The 16044-nt window shown below is 71.2% G+C and carries 15 protein-coding genes and 1 riboswitch; of the genes, 11 read left to right on the top strand and 4 right to left on the bottom strand.

The genetic code is table 11. The features are described from left to right. Positions 1-64 precede the first annotated feature (64 nt). A complete protein-coding gene (locus ABD932_RS00345; protein WP_345007876.1) occupies positions 65-1276 on the bottom strand; it encodes an MFS transporter in 1212 nt (403 codons plus the stop codon). Positions 1277-1433: 157 nt separating this feature from the next. Here ABD932_RS00345 and ABD932_RS00340 point away from each other — a divergent pair, with 157 nt between their 5' ends. Next, the gene (locus tag ABD932_RS00340) at positions 1434-2684 is read left to right on the top strand and encodes an ROK family transcriptional regulator (protein ID WP_345007874.1); all 1251 of its coding nucleotides are present in this window, start codon (positions 1434-1436) and stop codon (positions 2682-2684) included. 285 nt (positions 2685-2969) lie between these two features. On the opposite strand, the gene ABD932_RS00335 is transcribed toward ABD932_RS00340, so the two are convergent. Next, positions 2970-3725 (bottom strand): SDR family oxidoreductase, encoded by a 756-nt coding sequence (locus ABD932_RS00335; protein ID WP_345007872.1) that lies wholly within the window; start codon positions 3723-3725, stop codon positions 2970-2972. A gap of 374 nt (positions 3726-4099) precedes the next feature. After that, a riboswitch (FMN riboswitch) is annotated at positions 4100-4230 on the top strand. Between the two features lie 147 nt (positions 4231-4377). Here ABD932_RS00335 and ABD932_RS00330 point away from each other — a divergent pair. From ABD932_RS00330 to ABD932_RS00290, 9 genes are all read left to right on the top strand, one after another. Further along, positions 4378-4995: a riboflavin synthase gene (locus ABD932_RS00330; RefSeq protein WP_126390047.1), complete on the top strand. Its 618-nt coding sequence runs from the start codon at positions 4378-4380 to the stop codon at positions 4993-4995. Further along, positions 4992-5633, top strand: a complete 642-nt coding sequence (locus ABD932_RS00325) for a nicotinamide mononucleotide transporter family protein (RefSeq protein WP_345007869.1) — start codon at positions 4992-4994, stop codon at positions 5631-5633. The genes ABD932_RS00330 and ABD932_RS00325 overlap by 4 nt, the downstream gene beginning before the upstream one ends. After that, complete coding sequence (locus ABD932_RS00320; protein WP_345007867.1) at positions 5630-7000, top strand: bifunctional 3,4-dihydroxy-2-butanone-4-phosphate synthase/GTP cyclohydrolase II; 1371 nt, start codon at positions 5630-5632, stop codon at positions 6998-7000. The genes ABD932_RS00325 and ABD932_RS00320 overlap by 4 nt, the downstream gene beginning before the upstream one ends. 25 nt (positions 7001-7025) lie before the next feature. Next, complete coding sequence (ribH, locus tag ABD932_RS00315; protein WP_126390041.1) at positions 7026-7511, top strand: 6,7-dimethyl-8-ribityllumazine synthase; 486 nt, start codon at positions 7026-7028, stop codon at positions 7509-7511. A 34-nt stretch (positions 7512-7545) separates the two neighbouring features. After that, positions 7546-7818 (top strand): phosphoribosyl-ATP diphosphatase, encoded by a 273-nt coding sequence (locus tag ABD932_RS00310; protein ID WP_007491392.1) that lies wholly within the window; start codon positions 7546-7548, stop codon positions 7816-7818. A 49-nt stretch (positions 7819-7867) separates the two neighbouring features. Beyond that, a complete protein-coding gene (gene hisG / locus ABD932_RS00305; RefSeq protein ID WP_345007864.1) occupies positions 7868-8728 on the top strand; it encodes an ATP phosphoribosyltransferase in 861 nt (286 codons plus the stop codon). A 20-nt stretch (positions 8729-8748) separates the two neighbouring features. Next, on the top strand, positions 8749-9207 hold the full coding sequence (locus ABD932_RS00300; RefSeq protein WP_345007862.1) for a PH domain-containing protein: 459 nt from the start codon (positions 8749-8751) through the stop codon (positions 9205-9207). A gap of 202 nt (positions 9208-9409) precedes the next feature. After that, the gene (locus ABD932_RS00295; RefSeq protein WP_345007860.1) at positions 9410-10735 is read left to right on the top strand and encodes a hemolysin family protein; all 1326 of its coding nucleotides are present in this window, start codon (positions 9410-9412) and stop codon (positions 10733-10735) included. Beyond that, complete coding sequence (locus ABD932_RS00290; RefSeq protein ID WP_345007858.1) at positions 10732-11820, top strand: hemolysin family protein; 1089 nt, start codon at positions 10732-10734, stop codon at positions 11818-11820. The genes ABD932_RS00295 and ABD932_RS00290 overlap by 4 nt, the downstream gene beginning before the upstream one ends. 25 nt (positions 11821-11845) lie before the next feature. On the opposite strand, the gene ABD932_RS00285 is transcribed toward ABD932_RS00290, so the two are convergent. Both ABD932_RS00285 and ABD932_RS00280 read right to left on the bottom strand, forming a co-directional pair. Continuing rightward, positions 11846-13711 carry an AAA family ATPase gene (locus ABD932_RS00285; RefSeq protein ID WP_345007856.1) on the bottom strand — a complete coding sequence of 622 codons (1866 nt, stop codon included), beginning with the start codon at positions 13709-13711 and terminating at the stop codon, positions 11846-11848. A gap of 431 nt (positions 13712-14142) precedes the next feature. Then, entirely contained in the window at positions 14143-14763 is a 621-nt protein-coding gene (locus tag ABD932_RS00280) for a hypothetical protein (protein ID WP_345008326.1), read from the bottom strand. Between the two features lie 262 nt (positions 14764-15025). Here ABD932_RS00280 and ABD932_RS00275 point away from each other — a divergent pair, with 262 nt between their 5' ends. After that, complete coding sequence (locus ABD932_RS00275) at positions 15026-15979, top strand: hypothetical protein (RefSeq protein WP_345007854.1); 954 nt, start codon at positions 15026-15028, stop codon at positions 15977-15979. Positions 15980-16044 lie beyond the last annotated feature (65 nt).

The following is a 16044-nucleotide window of genomic DNA, read 5'->3' as shown; positions in this document are numbered from 1 at the left end:
GGACGGCAGGGGCGGTGCCGACCCGGGTTGACCTGGCATGCTGAGCGCCCGCTCAGGGCGGCCCTCAGAGCCGCGGGTCCGGAACTGCCGCGTCCGGGCGGCTGACCTTCGGGCGGTCGCGGTCGCCGGCGCGCAGGACCCGCGCGAACACGACGAGCCCCGAGGACAGCACGGTGACCAGGCAGAAGGACACCATCAGACTGGTGGCCTGGGCGATCCCGCCGATCGCGCTCGGCGCGATGAGCCCCGAGGTGTACGTGATCGTCGCGACGCCCGCTATGGCCAGACTGGGGTTGGAGCCGCTGCGGCCCGCCGCCGCGAAGCACAGCGGCACGACCACGGCGATACCCAGACCGAGCAGCCCGAACCCGGCCATCGCCAGGGCCGGCCGGTCCGACACCACGATGAGCAGGCCGCCGAGCGTGGCGAGGACACCGCTGAACCGGACCGTGCGCACGGCTCCGTAGCGGTCCACCACCTTGTCGCCCGCGATCCGGGCGATCGCCATGGTGAGCGTGAACCCGGTCGTGCACGCCGCCGCGAGACCGGCCGAGGTGTCGAGCTGGTCCCGCAGATAGACCGCCGACCAGTCCAGGCTCGCGCCCTCCGCGAAGACCGCGCAGAACCCGACCGCGCCGATGAGCAGCGCCGACCGGGGCGGCAGCGCGAACCGGGGCGGCGGCTCCTCGTCCTCGGCGGGCTGCAGGTCGAGCACCCACTGGCAGGCCAGGACGCCGAGGAGGGTGAGGGTCGCCGCCGCGAGGGCGTGGTGCAGCCGGGCGTCCGAGCCCAGGTGGGCCGCGAGCGTGCCGGCCGCCGAACCGATCAGGGCGCCGGCGCTCCACATCCCGTGCAGCCCCGACATGATCGACCGGTCCAGGCGGTTCTCGACCTCGACGCCGAGCGCGTTCATCGCCACGTCCGCCATGCCCGCCGTGGCGCCGTAGGCGAACAGCGCCAGGCAGAGGGTCAGCAGATTGGGGGCGAGGGAGGGCAGGACGAGCGCGAGCGTCCACAGGGCGATCAGCCCGCGCAGGGCGTTCCGCGCGCCGAAGCGGTGACTGATGCTGCCGGCCAGCGGCATCGCGACGGACGCGCCGAGCGCGGGGAAGGCGAGCGCGAGCCCCAGCTGTCCGGCGCTGACCCCGGCATGGTCCTGGATCCACGGCACCCGTGTCGCGAACGAGCCGGTGACGGCACCGTGCACGGCGAAGACGGCCGCCACGGCGTACCGGGCGCGCCTCACCTCGCGCAGGTCGTAGACCACCTCACTCATTGTCCGACCCCTCCCGGTCCTCGCTTGGTCCTTGAGTCACTGGTTCTTGAGCCACTGGTTCTTGATCCGCGCGAAAACTATCAGGAACCCTGCCTGATAGATAGGTAATAAAGTGGTCGTCCTCAGGACGGCCCCTCCGATCTGGAAGGATCCCGGCATGCCCGCATCACCGAGCACCGCCCGGGCCATCAACGACCGGCTCGCCCTGCGCCTGCTCCAGCAGGAAGGCCCGTTGACGGCAGGGCAGTTGAAGCACCTGACCGGCCTGTCCCGGCCGACCGTCGCCGACCTCGTCGAGCGCCTCACCGACGCCGGCCTGATCGAGGTGGTCGGCGAGGCCGGGGAGCAGCGGCGCGGGCCGAACGCCAAGCTGTACGGCATCGTCGCCGACCGCGCCCATCTGGCGGCGCTGGACGTCCGTACCGAGGGCGTCTCGGTGGTGGTGTCCGACCTGGTCGGGGCAGTGCTCGCCGAGGCGTCGGTGCCGATCGGCGGCGACACGGGGACGGGGCCCGCGGTGGAGCAGGCGGTGGCCCTGGTGGAGCGGGTCGTGAAGGAGGCGGGGGCCGACCGGCTCCACACGGTGGGCATCGGCGCCCCGGGCCTCATCGACCCGGCGAGCGGTGAGCTGCGCGACTCCTCGGGCCTGCCCGCATGGCACCGCCGCCTGGTGGCAGCCCTGCAGGAACGGCTCCCCGAGGCACGCGTCAACGTCGAGAACGAGACGAACCTCGCCGCCCTCGCGGAACAGCGCGACGGGGTGGCCCGAGACCGGGACACCTTCGTTCTCCTGTGGCTGGGGCACGGCACGGGCGCGGCCGTGGTCCTCGACGGCGCCCTGCGTCGCGGGGCCTCCGGCGGCACCGGCGAGATCGGGTTCCTGCCGGTGCCGGGGACATCGGGACTGCCGTCGGCGGTGGACTGCGACGGGGGGTTCCATTCGCTGGCGGGGTCGGCGGCGATCGTGGAGTTGGCGGGGGAGTACGGGCTGACGGTCGGGGGCGACGCCGTGCACGAGCCGGTTGCCGCGGGGGTGGTGAGGGGCGCGGTGGAGCGGGTCGCGTCCACCGACTCGTCCCGCACCTCCGACACGGCACCGCCGGCCGGTTCGCTCCACGACCCGGCGTCCGCCTCCCGCTTCCTGGACGCCCTGGCCGACCGCCTCGCCATCGGCGTCGCCTCCGTCGTCGCCATCCTCGACCCCGGCTGTGTGGTCCTCGGCGGGGAGGTCGGACAGGCAGGGGGCGAGGAGCTCGCCGGGCGGGTGGAGGAGCGGATCCGGCGGATGTCGCCGCTGGCGACGATCGTGCGGCCCAGCAGCCTGGGCGGCGCCGCGGTCCTGCGCGGAGCGCTGCTCACGGCCAGGGACGCCGCACAGGACGAGTTGTTCGCGCCGCCCGACCGGTGATCTGCCCGGCAGTACGGCCGGGCAGGGGGCCCTGGCTCAACCCGTAGGGCCACCGCAAAACCCGGCTCAGACCGTACGGTCGCCGCGGAATCCGGCTCGGGCCGTACGGCCGCGGGGGAACCCTGGCTGGCTCAGGCCATGAAGCCGCCGCAAAACCCGGCCCAGACCGAACGGTCGCCGCGGCACCCCGACTCAGACCGAACGGTCGCCGCGGCACCCCGACTCAAACCGAACGCTCGCCGCGCCACCCCCACTCAGACCGAACAGCCGCCGCCGCACCCCGCCTCAGACCTTCTGCCCACCGCCGAACCGTCGCCCCAAGTACTCCTCGAACGTCCCCTTCCCCGCCGCGAGTCCGGGCGTCAGATGGCCACCCGAGCGGAAGCCCCCGTACGCCTTCCCCCACAGCGGCACGCTCACCACAAGCCGTCTGCGCCCCGTCGCCCTGAGGTACGCGCGGGCCAGTGAGTCGAGGGTCCGCACCTCGGGGCCGCCCATGTCCGGGACCCGCCCGGCCGGGGCTCCCAGAGCCAGTTCGGCGAGTCGGTCCGCGACCTCGGCCACCTCGACCGGCTGGTCCTTCACCCGGGCCGGCAGCAGCATGACGGGCGCCTTGGACACGATCCCGAACAGCCTCGCCGGCAGGTCGTGGAACTGCGTCGCCCGCAGCACCGTCCAGCCCAGCCCCGACTCCTCGACCAGCCCTTCCACGGCGAACTTGGTCCGGTAGTAGCCCAGGGGCACCCGGTCGACGCCGACGATCGAGATGTACACCAGGTGCCGTACGTCGGCCCGCCGCGCCGCCGCGATCAGATGCGCGGCCGCTTCCTCGTCACCGCCGCCCGGCGCGGTCGCGCAGTGCACGATCGTGTCCACGCCCGCCACCGCCGCGTCCAGGCCGGCACCGCCCTTGCGCAGATCGACGGCGTACGGCTGGGCATGCCGGCTGAGCACCCGCACCTCGTGCCCGTCCGCCCGCAGCCGCTCAGCGACGAGCCGACCGAGCGTTCCGGTGCCGCCGGTCACCAGGATCGTGGTCATGTCGTGTCAGCCCTTTCGGACGCCGGGCGCCCCCGGATGGAGCGCCCCTCGTCAGCTGGGACGAGTACCCGGTGCGGAAATGTGACATGCGGCCCTGCGCCCCGCCGCGTTGGGAGGCCCGGCGGCGGGCAAGGGCCGTCGTCACCGCCGCCGGGCCGTCTGGGGCAGGGAGAGGTCGCGGGGTTCCCGCACCCTAAAGAGGACTAGACCACAGCGTCAATAGGTATGGACCAATCTCAAGAGCATTTCCGTGCACGGGAGTTGGGCTGCGGCGATTCGCTCGGGAAGTCCAGCGAGAGGGCCTGTGAGCCACCCCACACCGGCCACCCGTATGGACGCCGATCAGGCGTGGCACACTGGCCCTGTACCAGAAGCAGCGCACTCCGGGGTCGGTGAAAGTCCGAACCGGCGGTTACAGTCCGCGACCCGGTCGCCTCCAGCGGCCGGTTGACCAGGTGAAATTCCTGGACCGACGGTTAAAGTCCGGATGGGAGGCAGTGCGCGGCGGGCGGGCATTCGTGCGCGCCGCCGTATCGGTTCGTCCATGAGGCGAACTCTGTTCGGCGTCGCCCCCGGTGTCCCTGCTCGTACATTCTGTCGTCATCGACAGGCCCCGGAGTCCGTGCCCCAATGTGGCAGGAGGACCCGGGAAGTGTTCACCGGAATCGTCGAAGAGCTGGGCGAGATCACCGCCGTCGAGACCCTCGACGACGCCTGTCGCTTCCGAGTGCGCGGCCCCGTCGTCACCGACGGCGCGAAGCACGGCGACTCCATCGCGGTCAACGGCGTCTGCCTCACGGTCGTCGACCACGAGGGCGACGAGTTCACCGCCGATGTCATGGCAGAGACCCTGAACCGCTCCAGCCTGGGCGTCCTCGCCGTCGGCTCCCGCGTCAACCTCGAACGCCCGACCGCCGTGGGTGCCCGCCTCGGCGGGCACATCGTGCAGGGACACGTCGACGGCACCGGCGAGGTGCTGGAGCGCAAGCCCTCCGACAACTGGGAGATCGTCAAGGTCTCGCTGCCCGCGGACCTCTCCCGGTACGTCGTCGAGAAGGGCTCCATCACCGTCGACGGCATCAGCCTCACCGTCGTCGACGCCGGGCCCGACTTCTTCACCGTCAGCCTGATCCCGACCACCCTCGCCCTGACCACGCTCGGCCTGAAGCAGCCCGGCGACCCGGTCAACCTCGAGGTCGACGTCATCGCCAAGTACGTCGAGCGGATGCTGGGCGACCGGCTCTCCTCCGAAGGGGCGACGGCCAAGTGAACTCGCTGAACTCCGAGGCCTTCGCCCTGTTCGGCCAGCACATCCTCTGGTCCGACATGGTCGGCAACCTCTTCGGCCTGGCCGCCCTCGCCCTCGGCTGGCGGCGCTCCATATGGACCTGGCCCGTGCAGTTCCTGGCCGGCCTGATCCTCTTCGGCGCCTTCTTCGGCCACCTCACCGGCAGCGCGGGCAAGCAGGCGGTCGTCATGCTCGTCGCCCTGTACGGCTGGTGGCAGTGGCAGCGGGGCAAGGGACAGGCCGAGGACGGCCACATCGCCGTACGGTTCGCCACCTGGCGCGAGCGGGGCGCGATGATCGCCGCGGCCGCCGCCGGCACCGTCGCGGTGGCGCTGCTCTTCGAGGCGTACCCGACCCTGTCCTGGGACCCCTGGCCGGACGCCTACATATTCGTCGGCACCATCGTCGCCATGTACGCCCAGGCGCGCGGCATGGTCGAGTTCTGGTTCGCCTGGCTGCTCGTCGACCTGGTCGGCGTGCCCCTCAACTTCGCCAACGGCTACGCCTTCTCCGGCTTCGTCTACGTCATCTACGGCGCACTCGTCCTGTGGGGCATGCGCGACTGGTGGCTGCGCTCCCGCAGGGACGCGCGGCCCGTCCTGGAAGGAGCGCCGGCATGACCACGGCACCGATCCTGTACCGCACCGAAGGTCCGGAGGACCTCACGCTCGACCCCGTCGAGCAGGCCGTCGCCGACATCGCCGCGGGCCGCCCGATCGTGGTGGTCGACGACGAGAACCGGGAGAACGAGGGCGACCTCGTCGTCGCCGCGGAGAAGATCACCCCCGAGATCGTCGCCTTCATGATGAGCGAGTGCCGTGGCCTGATCTGCGCCCCCATGGAGCCCGAGGAGCTGGACCGGCTGGGCCTCCCGCAGATGGTCGAGGACAACACCGAGTCGATGAAGACCGCGTTCACGGTCTCCGTGGACGCCTCCGCCGCGCACGGCGTGACCACGGGCATCTCGGCCTCCGACCGGGCCACCACGCTGCGGCTCCTCGCGAGCGGTGAGGCGCAGCCGTCGGACCTCGTCCGCCCCGGCCACATCTTCCCGCTGCGCGCCAGGCCCGGCGGCGTTCTCGTCCGCAACGGCCACACCGAGGCCGCCGTCGACCTGGCCCGGCTCGCGGGGCTGCGCCCGGCCGGCGCCATCGTCGAGATCGCCGGCGCGGACGGCGAGATGCTGCGGCTGCCCCAGCTGATCCCGTTCGCCCGCAAGCACGGCCTGACGATCATCTCCATCGAGGACCTGATCGCCTACCTGCGCGGCGCCGAACCGCGCGAGCCGGCCGAGTCGCAGCCGGCCGAGCAGGAGCCGGTCCTCTCCGAGCCGAGCGTCGAACCCACCGTCCGTCGCGAGGCCGAGGTCCACCTGCCCACCGCCCACGGCACCTTCACGGCGCACGGCTACCGCTCCACCGTCGACGGCGTCGAGCACGTCGCCCTCGTCCACGGCGAGATCGGCGACGGCGAGGACGTACTCGTCCGCGTCCACTCCGAGTGCCTCACCGGCGACGTCTTCCACTCCCAGCGCTGCGACTGCGGTCCCCAGCTGGAGGCGGCCCTGGAGCGGATCCGGGCCGAGGGCCGGGGGATCGTCGTGTACCTGCGCGGACACGAGGGCCGGGGCATCGGCCTGATGTCCAAGCTGCGCGCGTACGAGCTCCAGGAGCGCGGCCGCGACACCCTCGACGCCAACCTCGAACTCGGCCTGCCCGCGGACGCCCGCGACTACGGCGCCGGCGCGCAGATCCTGGCCGACCTGGGCGTGCGCAGCGTGCGCCTGCTGACCAACAATCCCGACAAGTCCGACGCGCTTCTCGCCCACGGGCTCAAGGTCACCGAGCGGGAGCCGATGCCCGTACAGGCGGGCGAGCACAACCTGACGTACCTGCGCACCAAGCGCGACCGGATGGGCCACGACCTGCCCTGGCTGGACCCGGCCCCCGTGGCCCCGGCCTCCCTGTCCACCTGCACCAACCAGTAAGAGCACACCGAGGAGACGCAAGAACGTGAGCGGCAAGGGCGCACCGGAGCTGTCCGTACGCAATGTGGGCGACCTGCGGGTCGCGGTCATCGCGGCGCAGTGGCACGAGAAGGTGATGGACGGTCTGGTGGACGGCGCCCTGCGCGCCCTGCACGACCTGGGGATCGACGAGCCGACCCTGCTGCGGGTCCCCGGCAGCTGGGAACTCCCGGTGGTCGCGAAGGTCCTCGCGGGCCGCGGCTACGACGCGATCGTCGCGCTGGGTGTCGTCATCCGCGGCGGCACCCCCCATTTCGAGTACGTGTGCCAGGGCGTGACCCAGGGCCTGACCCAGGTGTCGGTCGAGACCGGCGTGCCGATCGGCTTCGGCGTGCTGACCTGCGACACCGAGGAGCAGGCCCTGGACCGGGCCGGTATCGAGGGCTCCAACGAGGACAAGGGGCACGAGGCGGTGACGGCGGCCGTGGCGACCGCGGCCACCCTCCGCTCAGTATCTGAACCGTGGCGCTGACGAAGGCCGTGTGTGGCATAGGCTGAGCGTCACCATGTCCAAGAAGACGTTCGAGGAGCTCTTCACCGAGCTCCAGCACAAGGCCGCACACGGCGACCCCGCCACTTCCCGCACCGCCGAGCTGGTCGGCAAGGGCGTCCATGCCATCGGCAAGAAGGTCGTCGAGGAGGCCGCCGAGGTCTGGATGGCCGCCGAGTACGAGGGCAAGGAAGCGGCCGCCGAGGAGATCTCGCAGTTGCTGTACCACGTCCAGGTGATGATGGTCGCCCGCGGCATCTCCCTGGACGACGTGTACGCCCACCTCTGAGCACCAGCAACCCAGCACACCGTTAGAGCGAACGAAGGAAGCCGACCTCATGCTGCGCATCGCCGTCCCCAACAAGGGTTCCCTGTCCGGCCCTGCGGCGGAGATGCTGCATGAGGCCGGCTACCAGCAGCGCCGCGAGTCCAAGGAACTGCGGATCGTCGACCCGGAGAACGAGGTCGAGTTCTTCTACCTCCGTCCCCGCGACATCGCGATCTACGTCTCCTCCGGCCAGCTCGACATCGGCATCACCGGCCGTGACCTGCTGATCGACTCCGGCGCCAACGCCGAGGAGATCCTGCCGCTGGGCTTCGCCCGCTCCACCTTCCGCTTCGCCACCAAGCCGGGCATCGTCGGCGACGACCTGGCGGACCTGAACGGCAAGACGGTCGCCACCTCCTACGAGGGCATCGTCGCCAAGCACCTCGCCGACAACGGCATCGACGCCTCCGTCGTCCACCTCGACGGCGCCGTCGAGACCGCCATCCAGCTCGGCGTCGCCCAGGTCATCGCGGACGTCGTCGAGACCGGCACCTCGCTGCGCAACGCAGGCCTGGAGGTCGTCGGCGACCCGATCATGAAGTCCGAGGCCGTCGTCATCCGCCGCACCGGCGCGGACGGCGAGGAGGCTGCCGAGTCGAAGGTTCAGCAGTTCCTGCGCCGTCTCCAGGGCGTCCTGGTCGCGCGGACCTACGTGATGATGGACTACGACTGCCGCGTCGAGCAGCTGGAGAAGGCCGTCGCCCTCACCCCGGGTCTGGAGTCGCCGACCGTCTCGCCCCTGCACAACGAGGGCTGGGTGGCCGTCCGTGCGATGGTTCCGGCCAAGGAAGCCCAGCGGATCATGGACGACCTGTACGACATCGGCGCCCGGGCCATCCTGACCACGGCCATCCACGCCTGCCGCCTCTGAGATCGAGGGGCCTTACACCGATGTCCTCCGAACTGCCCACCCTGCCCGTCACGTTCCGGCCGGGCCGGACCCGGGCCATCCTGCTCGCCGCCGGCAGCGCGATCTTCGTCGTCATCACGGCGATCGCGCTGCTGCTGGAGAAGCTCGGCCCGGGCGAGCGCCTCAGCTTCATCTTCACCGGCGCGCTCATGTTCGGCGTGCTGGCCATGCTGGCGCGCGTCAAGGTCGTCGCCGACGAGTCCGGCGTCACCGTCGTGAACATCGCCTCCAAGCGGCACCTGGAGTGGGCCGAGATCGTCCAGGTGAACCTCCGCCCGGGTGATCCCTGGGTGTTCCTCAACCTCAGCGACGGCACCAGCCTGCCCGCCCTCGGTATCCAGCCGGGCATCGCCAAGCAGCACGCCATCGCCGACGCGCGCGCTCTTCGGGCCCTCGCCGAGGCCCGGTCCGTCCAGGAGCCGGGGGACCGTCGGAGCTGACTCGGGGGCGTTCACCCTGCCGTAAATCCCCATGTCTTGATTAATCTGTTGGCGGAGGCGTATTTCTGGCGCCTCCGCCACTGATGTGCCCACCGGGCTTCAGAGGCCCCCTGCTACCCGAGGAGTGATTCCCTCCAGCGATGGACGGATCGTCCTGTAGTACCTGCGCCGCCCCCTCCCGACATACCGGGGCGGCGGCATCATGACCATCCCCTTGCTGCTTCTGGCAGCCGCGTTCCTCCTGATTCTCGCCAACGGCTTCTTCGTGGCCGCCGAGTTCGGCCTGGTCACGGTCGAGGCGACGGACGCCGAGAAGGCGGCCGCGGAGGGCGACCGACGGGCCCACCGGGTCGTCGAGTCGCTCAAGGAACTGTCCTTCCAGCTCTCCGGCACCCAGCTCGGCATCACCATCACCTCCCTCGTCGTCGGCATGCTCGCCGAACCGGCGCTGGCGGAACTGCTGGGCGGGCCCTTCACCGCGATCGGCATCCCCGAGGGCGCGGTGTCCGGTGTGGCCGTGGTCGTCGGCATGCTGCTGGCCTCGGCCGTGCAGATGGTGATCGGCGAGCTCGTGCCCAAGAACTGGGCGGTGTCCCGGCCGATGCAGGTCGCGCGCTTCGTCGCCGGCCCGCAGCACGTCTTCGCGCGGCTGTTCCGCCCGGTGATCGCCGGGCTGAACTCGGTCGCCAACCGCCTCGTGCGCGCCCTGGGCATCGAGCCCACCGAGGAACTGGCCTCCGCCCGCACCCCGGACGAACTGGTCTCCCTGGCCCGGCACTCCGCCCAGGCCGGTGCCCTGGAACAGGACACCGCGGACCTCTTCGTACGGACGCTGTCGCTCGGCGAGCTGACCGCGCAGCACGTGATGACGCCGCGCGTGAAGGTCAGCGCGCTCCAGTCGTCGGCCACTGCCCAGGACGTGGTGAACCTGACCCGCGCCACGGGCCTGTCCCGCTTCCCGGTCTACCGGGAGAAGATCGACGAGATCGTCGGCATGGTCCATCTGAAGGACGCCCTGGCGATCCGTTCGAGTGACCGGCTGCGCACCCCGGTCGGCCGCATCGCCCGCCCGGCGCTGCTGGTCCCCGAGACCCTGCCGGTCCAGCCCCTCCTCGCCCAGCTGCGCAGCGAGCAGCCCATCGCGGTCGTCGTCGACGAGTACGGCGGCACGGCCGGGGTGGTCACGCTGGAGGACATCGTCGAGGAGATCGTCGGCGAGGTCCGCGACGAACACGACGGGCAGGACCTGCCCGAACTCGCCGCCGCCCCGCCGGAGGAGGGCCGGCCCGCCTGGGACGCCGACGGCAGCTGCCGCGTCGACATCCTCCAGCGCATAGGACTCGACGTGCCCGAGGGGCCGTACGAGACCGTCGCCGGACTCGTCGCCGACCTGCTCGGGCGTATCCCGGCCGTCGGCGACAAGGCGGAGCTGCCGGGCTGGCGGCTGTCGGTGCGCCGGGTCGGCCACTACCGGGCCGAGCGCGTCCGGCTGGTCCGGACCGGGCCCGTGGTGGAGGTCGCCCGATGAGTGTGCTCCAACTCCTCTTCGCCGCGCTGCTCGTGCTCGCCAACGGTTTCTTCGTCGGCGCCGAGTTCGCCCTCGTGTCGGTCCGCCGCAGCCAGATCGAACCACTGGGCACGGCACGCGCCCGTCAGGTGCTGTACGGCCTGGAGCGGCTGCCGCAGATGATGGCGGCGGCCCAGTTCGGCATCACGCTCTGCTCGCTGACGCTCGGCGCGGTCGCCGAGCCGACGGTGGCGCATCTGCTGGAGCCGGTGTTCGAGTGGGTCCATCTGCCGCACGGCATGATCCACCCGCTCACCTATGTCATCGCGCTCGCCGCGGTGGTCTTCTGCCACCTGGTCATCGGCGAGATGCTGCCGAAGAACATGGCGATGGCGGCCCCGGAGAAGGTCGCGCTGTGGCTCAGCCCCGGGCTGGTCTGGTTCGCGCGCTTCTGCCGGCCGATCACCGTGGCCCTCGGTGCGGTCGCCAAGGCCATCCTGCGGCTCTTCCGCGTCGAACCGAAGGACGAGGTGGAGGCGGTGTTCACCAGCGAGCAGCTCAACCGTCTCGTCGAGGACTCCGGCCAGGCGGGTCTGCTCGACCCCGAGGAGCAGGAACGTCTGGAGGACGCCCTGGAACTGGGCTCCCGCCCGGTGACCGACGTGCTCCTGAAGCGCGAGTCCCTGGTCACCGTCAGCCCCTCGGTCACCCCCGGTCAGATCGTCGAGCTCACCGCCCGCACCGGATACTCCCGCTTCCCGGTCGCGACGGAGAACGGCGCCTTCATGGGCTACCTGCACGTGAAGGACGTGCTGGACCTGGAGGAGTCGGAGCGGGCGGTACCGCAGCAGGTGTGGCACCCGATGACGACCCTGCGCTCGGAACTCCCGCTGGACGACGCCCTCACGGTCATGCGCCGTGCCGCGACCCACCTCGCCCAGGTGGCCGACACGTCCGGCAAGGTGCTGGGGCTCGTCGCGCTGGAGGACGTACTGGAACTGCTGGTGGGCGAGGTACGGGACCCGGCACACCGGGAGCTGCCGGAGGTGCGGGTCACGCAGCCGCGGGTGAGCAGCGGGGAGCCGGAAGGGGCACTGGCCGGCTAGCCGGCGCCCGCGGGATCCGCCCACCTCACATGGCGGACGGATCCTGCGGGCCCCTTCCCGACAGCACTTCGCCATACGCCTGCATCAGGTCCGGCAACCGCAATGTCGACAAATCGTCCCTCGTCAACGCCCCCGGGTAGGTCGTCAACCGCAGATCCCGGTACGCGCAGCTCTTCTCGTACAGCGTCCGCAGGAACCGCCCGTTGCCCAGCTCGTCGATCCACCCCTGATCGACCACGTGCCCGGCGATCGACCGCAGCTCGTCCAGCGCCTCCTCGTCCCACACGTCCCCGTTCTCGGTGGCGAGCACCTCGCCGATCGAGGTCAGTTCGAGGGGACGGTACGAGGGGAAGTCGACGCGGGTCGTGAAGCGCGAGGACAGACCGGGGTTCGCGGTCAGTAGACGGTCCATGCCCTCCGGGTAGCCGGCGAGGATCACCACCAGGTGGTCCCGGTTGTCCTCGGCCCGCTTCAGCAGCACCTGAAGGGCCTCGTCGCCGTAGGCGTCGCCCTTGCCGTAGCCGGAGTTCGACAGGGAGTAGGCCTCGTCCACGAAGAGGACCCCGCCGAGCGCGGAGTCGATGAGTTCGTTGGCCTTCACCGCCGTCTGACCCAGGTACTCGCCGACGAGGTCGGCTCGCTGGGCCTCCACCAGATGGTCGCCGCCGAGGAGCCCGAGGGCGTAGAAGACCCGGCCGAGGATGCGGGCGACCGTGGTCTTGCCCGTGCCGGAAGGGCCGGAGAAGACGAAGTGCCGTTTGGGCGGCTGGACCGGCAGGCCCTGCCCGGTCCGCAGCCGGGCCATGTTCAACTGGGCGGACAGCGCCTTGACCTGGCGCTTGACGGGTTCGAGCCCCACCATGCGCTCCAGCTCGGCGAGCGCCTCCTCGAGTAACCCGGGGTCGGTCGGCCCGGCGGGCAGCGTCTGCGACGGTACGGTCGTCTTCTCGCGCACTGCCGGATCCACCACCGACGGCAGCGGACCGGCCGGCGGCAGGTCGGGGTCCGGCAGCCTCATGTCCCGTCCCTCGATGCCGAAGAGCGGATCGAACCCGTCGGGGCCGTCGGCCACGTCCTGCCCGATGCCGGTCAGCGTGATCGCCGCGAGGTCGGCCGTGTCGTCGTACCCGTCGCCCTCGGCGATGGCCGCGAGCCGGGCCGAGGTGTCCATGAAGGCGGGGTCGACGCGGTGCACGGCACGGTAGAGCGGCAAGGCGGCCGCGGACCTGCCCGTGCCCTCGTGCGCCCGGGCCAGCCAGTAGCGCAGCTCCTTGCGCTGCGGCTGTTCGCTGCGGCACCGCATGAGCGCGGCCGACAGGAGCGGATCGGCCTGGCCGTACATCTCCAGCCGTACCCGCGCCATGCCGCCGAACAGGCCCGCCTCGATGCCGAGCATCGCGTCGTCGAGCAGCGGGTCGGTGTGCCGTACCAGCTGCTCCCAGTCCTTGACCAGGTAGGCGCGGCAGGCGTGCAGGAAGCGGACCTGGTGATCGGTGTCCACGGGAGGCAGCCCGGCCAGCGCCCGGTCCAGCTCCGGGACGTGCCGGCCGTCCAGCCAGTGCGAGGCGTGGGCCAGCAGCAGGTCGCGCGGGCTCTCCAGCACCGGCTGCACCCACCAGCCCAGCCAGTACCAGGAGTTGATGGTCCGCCGATGCCGGGCGCGCTGTTCCCCGAAGCGCTCCCGGTGCCGGAACATCCGCAGCAGCGCGGTCGTCGTGTCGACGCGCAGCGCGTGCAGGCCGAGCCAGCCGTCGGCCATCCCGGGATCGATCCGCACCGCGGTGCGGAACTCCTCCTCCGCCTGCGGATACGCCCCCATCGTGTAGGCATCCACACCTCGCAGCCAGGCGAGGTCGGCCGGGGCCTCGGGGCCCTGCATGCCGAAGTCCATCCCGTCCCCCACAGACCGTGCCCCCGTCGGTTGGCCGCCGGGCCGTCGCCCGGGGCCGCCTTGTTCGAACCGCCGTACTGCGGACCGGAGTTGCAGCGGTGCGCAGAGCAGCTGTCCGTAGGTCGCACCGAGGGCATCGTACCTGCGCGGGTATGGCCCGCCCCAGGGTGCCGCACCGGCCGTTTGAGGAGGTGGGAACAGAGCGCGCGTATCGCGTTCGGTGACCGAGGGTGAGCGAATCGCGCCTCACAGCGCGCGAAAAGCGGTCTGAGGGCAGAACGAAGCCCCCGATCACGGGGGAACAACCGGGGGCTTCGCGTATGAGGGCGACCTCGATTGGCCGCACATTGAGAACGTAAGTCCTGTACGGCCCCCGGGTCAAGCCGAGTTGAAGCACTCCGGGAACTTATCCCGCAAGGCTCTTCACAAGTTCAGCACATTGCCGATGGGTCGTCACCCTGCGTGAAGGGCTGGTCCGGTCCAATCGTCCCGGCAGGCCCACTGAGCACCTCATACCCCTTGCCGCACTGCTGAATCAGAAGATCGGCGAACGGCCGGGAAGGGTCGTCGGCGAAGTGCTTCAGCTCCGCCCCGACCCACCCGTCCCAGAACTCCCGCTGCTCCTCCCCGTCCCGCGAGCGCCCCCGGGTCCAGGAGTCCTCGTACGGCAACTCCATCCACAGCAACTGGGCGAGATACGGACGCAGTGCGCGGCGGCCGGCGCCGACGCCCTCGACGACGACCACCGGGGCGGGCGGTACGGGGAGGGGCGGTCCGAAACGGCGGGCCCGCCAGTCGTAGGGGGTGTAGTGGGCGGTCTCGCCCCGGGTGAGCGGTTCGATCACCTGGGTCAGCAGGCGCCCGGTCCACTCGAACAGCTCGTCGTGGCTCGCGATGTCGTCGAGGTGCAGCACCGGGGCGTCGCCGAGCGCCCGGGCCAACTGCCCGGCGAACGTGGACTTTCCGGAGCCGGCGTGCCCGTCGACGGCGATCAGGCGGACCGGGCCGCAGGACGGGGGGAGGCGGCGGAGTCGGGTGGCGAGGTCGTGAATCGTTTTTCCCGGAGTGAAGTGGAGGTCGGCATATTTATTTGGAACATTCTAGTGGTGGGCGAAGCGGATCCGGGCGGGGTGGTGTCCGTGACGACGGGACGGAATGAGAAAAGGTGTCGCTTTGAACTAGCCGTGGTCGGGTGCAATCCCGCCGAAAAACTCCGGCCGCCACCCCGAAATGTACGTTCCGGTTGAGTCCCCCGATGAGTAAGGTGCCTGGTGCGCAACTGTGAGGTGCCGTAACGGGGATGGGCTGGGACAGATGGCCGCGGGGTTATTCGAGGGGCAGTATGTGTGGCATCCGGCAGCCGACGACCGCTTGCTCGCGAGCGTAAGCGTCGATGTCCGGGCCGGCCGCTATCTGAGCGCCCGCGACGCCCTGGCCGAAACCCGCGGCGACTTCGGCCTGCGCGCCCACCGTTCCCTCGTGCTCGCCTCGGAAGCGGCCGACTCCGACCTCGTCGAGCGCTGGCTCGCCGAGGAGCCCGGCCCCGAGGCCGCGCTGCTGTGGGCCCGGGTGGCCGTGCTGCGGGCACTGCGCGCGGCCGACGCCCGCGACCCGCGCACCGAGGCGCTGGAGCGGATAGCGCTGGCCGCCTGCGACCGGGCCGCGACGGCCGACCCCGCCGATCCCACGCCCTGGGTGGCCAAGCTGGCCATGGCCCGGCTGCACCGGCTGCGCGACCAGGCCCCGCGCGGGCTGCTCACGGCACCGCCCGGGCCCTGGCGCCTGTTCGCGCACGTCCTCTCGCTCGACCCGTGGCACCGCGAGGCCCACCACCGCTTCCTGGCCTGCTTCTTTCCCCGGTACGGCGGCTCCGTGACGGCCGCCTGGGACGTCGCCGCCTTCCTCGGCCAGCGAGCGCCCACCGACTCACCGCTGCGCCTGCTGCCCCTGGTCGCCCTGGTCGAGTGCTACGACCCGACCCAACTGCTCGCCGACCGTGTCTGGGAGCAGCCGCAGTGGCGCTCCACCGCCCTGGCGATCCAGGAGAACTGGCTGCCCGTGGTGGCCGAGTACCGCTTCACGCCCGTCCTCGACCTGGCCTACCTCGCACACGCCCTGGTCATGGCCCGGCGCGAGGAGGAGGCACGTGCCGTCTTCGCGGCGATGGGGCCGTACGCCTCCCGTATGCCCTGGTCCGTCTTCGGTGATCCGGCCGAGCAGTTGTCCCGGGCGCGGCGCGCCTGCGGTCTGCCGGTGCCGGGCGCCTGACGTACCGCAACCCCCCACCAAGAGAAAGGTCCGTTCCGTGTCAGAAGGGATAACGGCTCCGCGTG

This window comes from Streptomyces shaanxiensis, from assembly GCF_039537145.1.
Taxonomy (GTDB): domain Bacteria; phylum Actinomycetota; class Actinomycetes; order Streptomycetales; family Streptomycetaceae; genus Streptomyces; species Streptomyces shaanxiensis.
Note: the sequence above shows the minus strand (reverse complement) of the source record. Positions and strands in the feature narration are given on the sequence as shown.

Excerpts from the sequence above, each read along its gene's own strand:
- ABD932_RS00345 (WP_345007876.1), bottom strand. The coding sequence starts at position 1,276 with ATGAGTGAGGTGGTCTACGACCTGCGCGAGGTGAGGCGCGCCCGGTAC.
- ABD932_RS00340 (WP_345007874.1), top strand. The coding sequence starts at position 1,434 with ATGCCCGCATCACCGAGCACCGCCCGGGCCATCAACGACCGGCTCGCC.
- ABD932_RS00335 (WP_345007872.1), bottom strand. The coding sequence starts at position 3,725 with ATGACCACGATCCTGGTGACCGGCGGCACCGGAACGCTCGGTCGGCTC.
- ABD932_RS00320 (WP_345007867.1), top strand. The coding sequence starts at position 5,630 with ATGACCACGGCACCGATCCTGTACCGCACCGAAGGTCCGGAGGACCTC.
- ABD932_RS00310 (WP_007491392.1), top strand. The coding sequence starts at position 7,546 with ATGTCCAAGAAGACGTTCGAGGAGCTCTTCACCGAGCTCCAGCACAAG.
- hisG (WP_345007864.1), top strand. The coding sequence starts at position 7,868 with ATGCTGCGCATCGCCGTCCCCAACAAGGGTTCCCTGTCCGGCCCTGCG.
- ABD932_RS00300 (WP_345007862.1), top strand. The coding sequence starts at position 8,749 with ATGTCCTCCGAACTGCCCACCCTGCCCGTCACGTTCCGGCCGGGCCGG.
- ABD932_RS00295 (WP_345007860.1), top strand. The coding sequence starts at position 9,410 with ATGACCATCCCCTTGCTGCTTCTGGCAGCCGCGTTCCTCCTGATTCTC.
- ABD932_RS00290 (WP_345007858.1), top strand. The coding sequence starts at position 10,732 with ATGAGTGTGCTCCAACTCCTCTTCGCCGCGCTGCTCGTGCTCGCCAAC.
- ABD932_RS00285 (WP_345007856.1), bottom strand. The coding sequence starts at position 13,711 with ATGGACTTCGGCATGCAGGGCCCCGAGGCCCCGGCCGACCTCGCCTGG.
- ABD932_RS00275 (WP_345007854.1), top strand. The coding sequence starts at position 15,026 with ATGGCCGCGGGGTTATTCGAGGGGCAGTATGTGTGGCATCCGGCAGCC.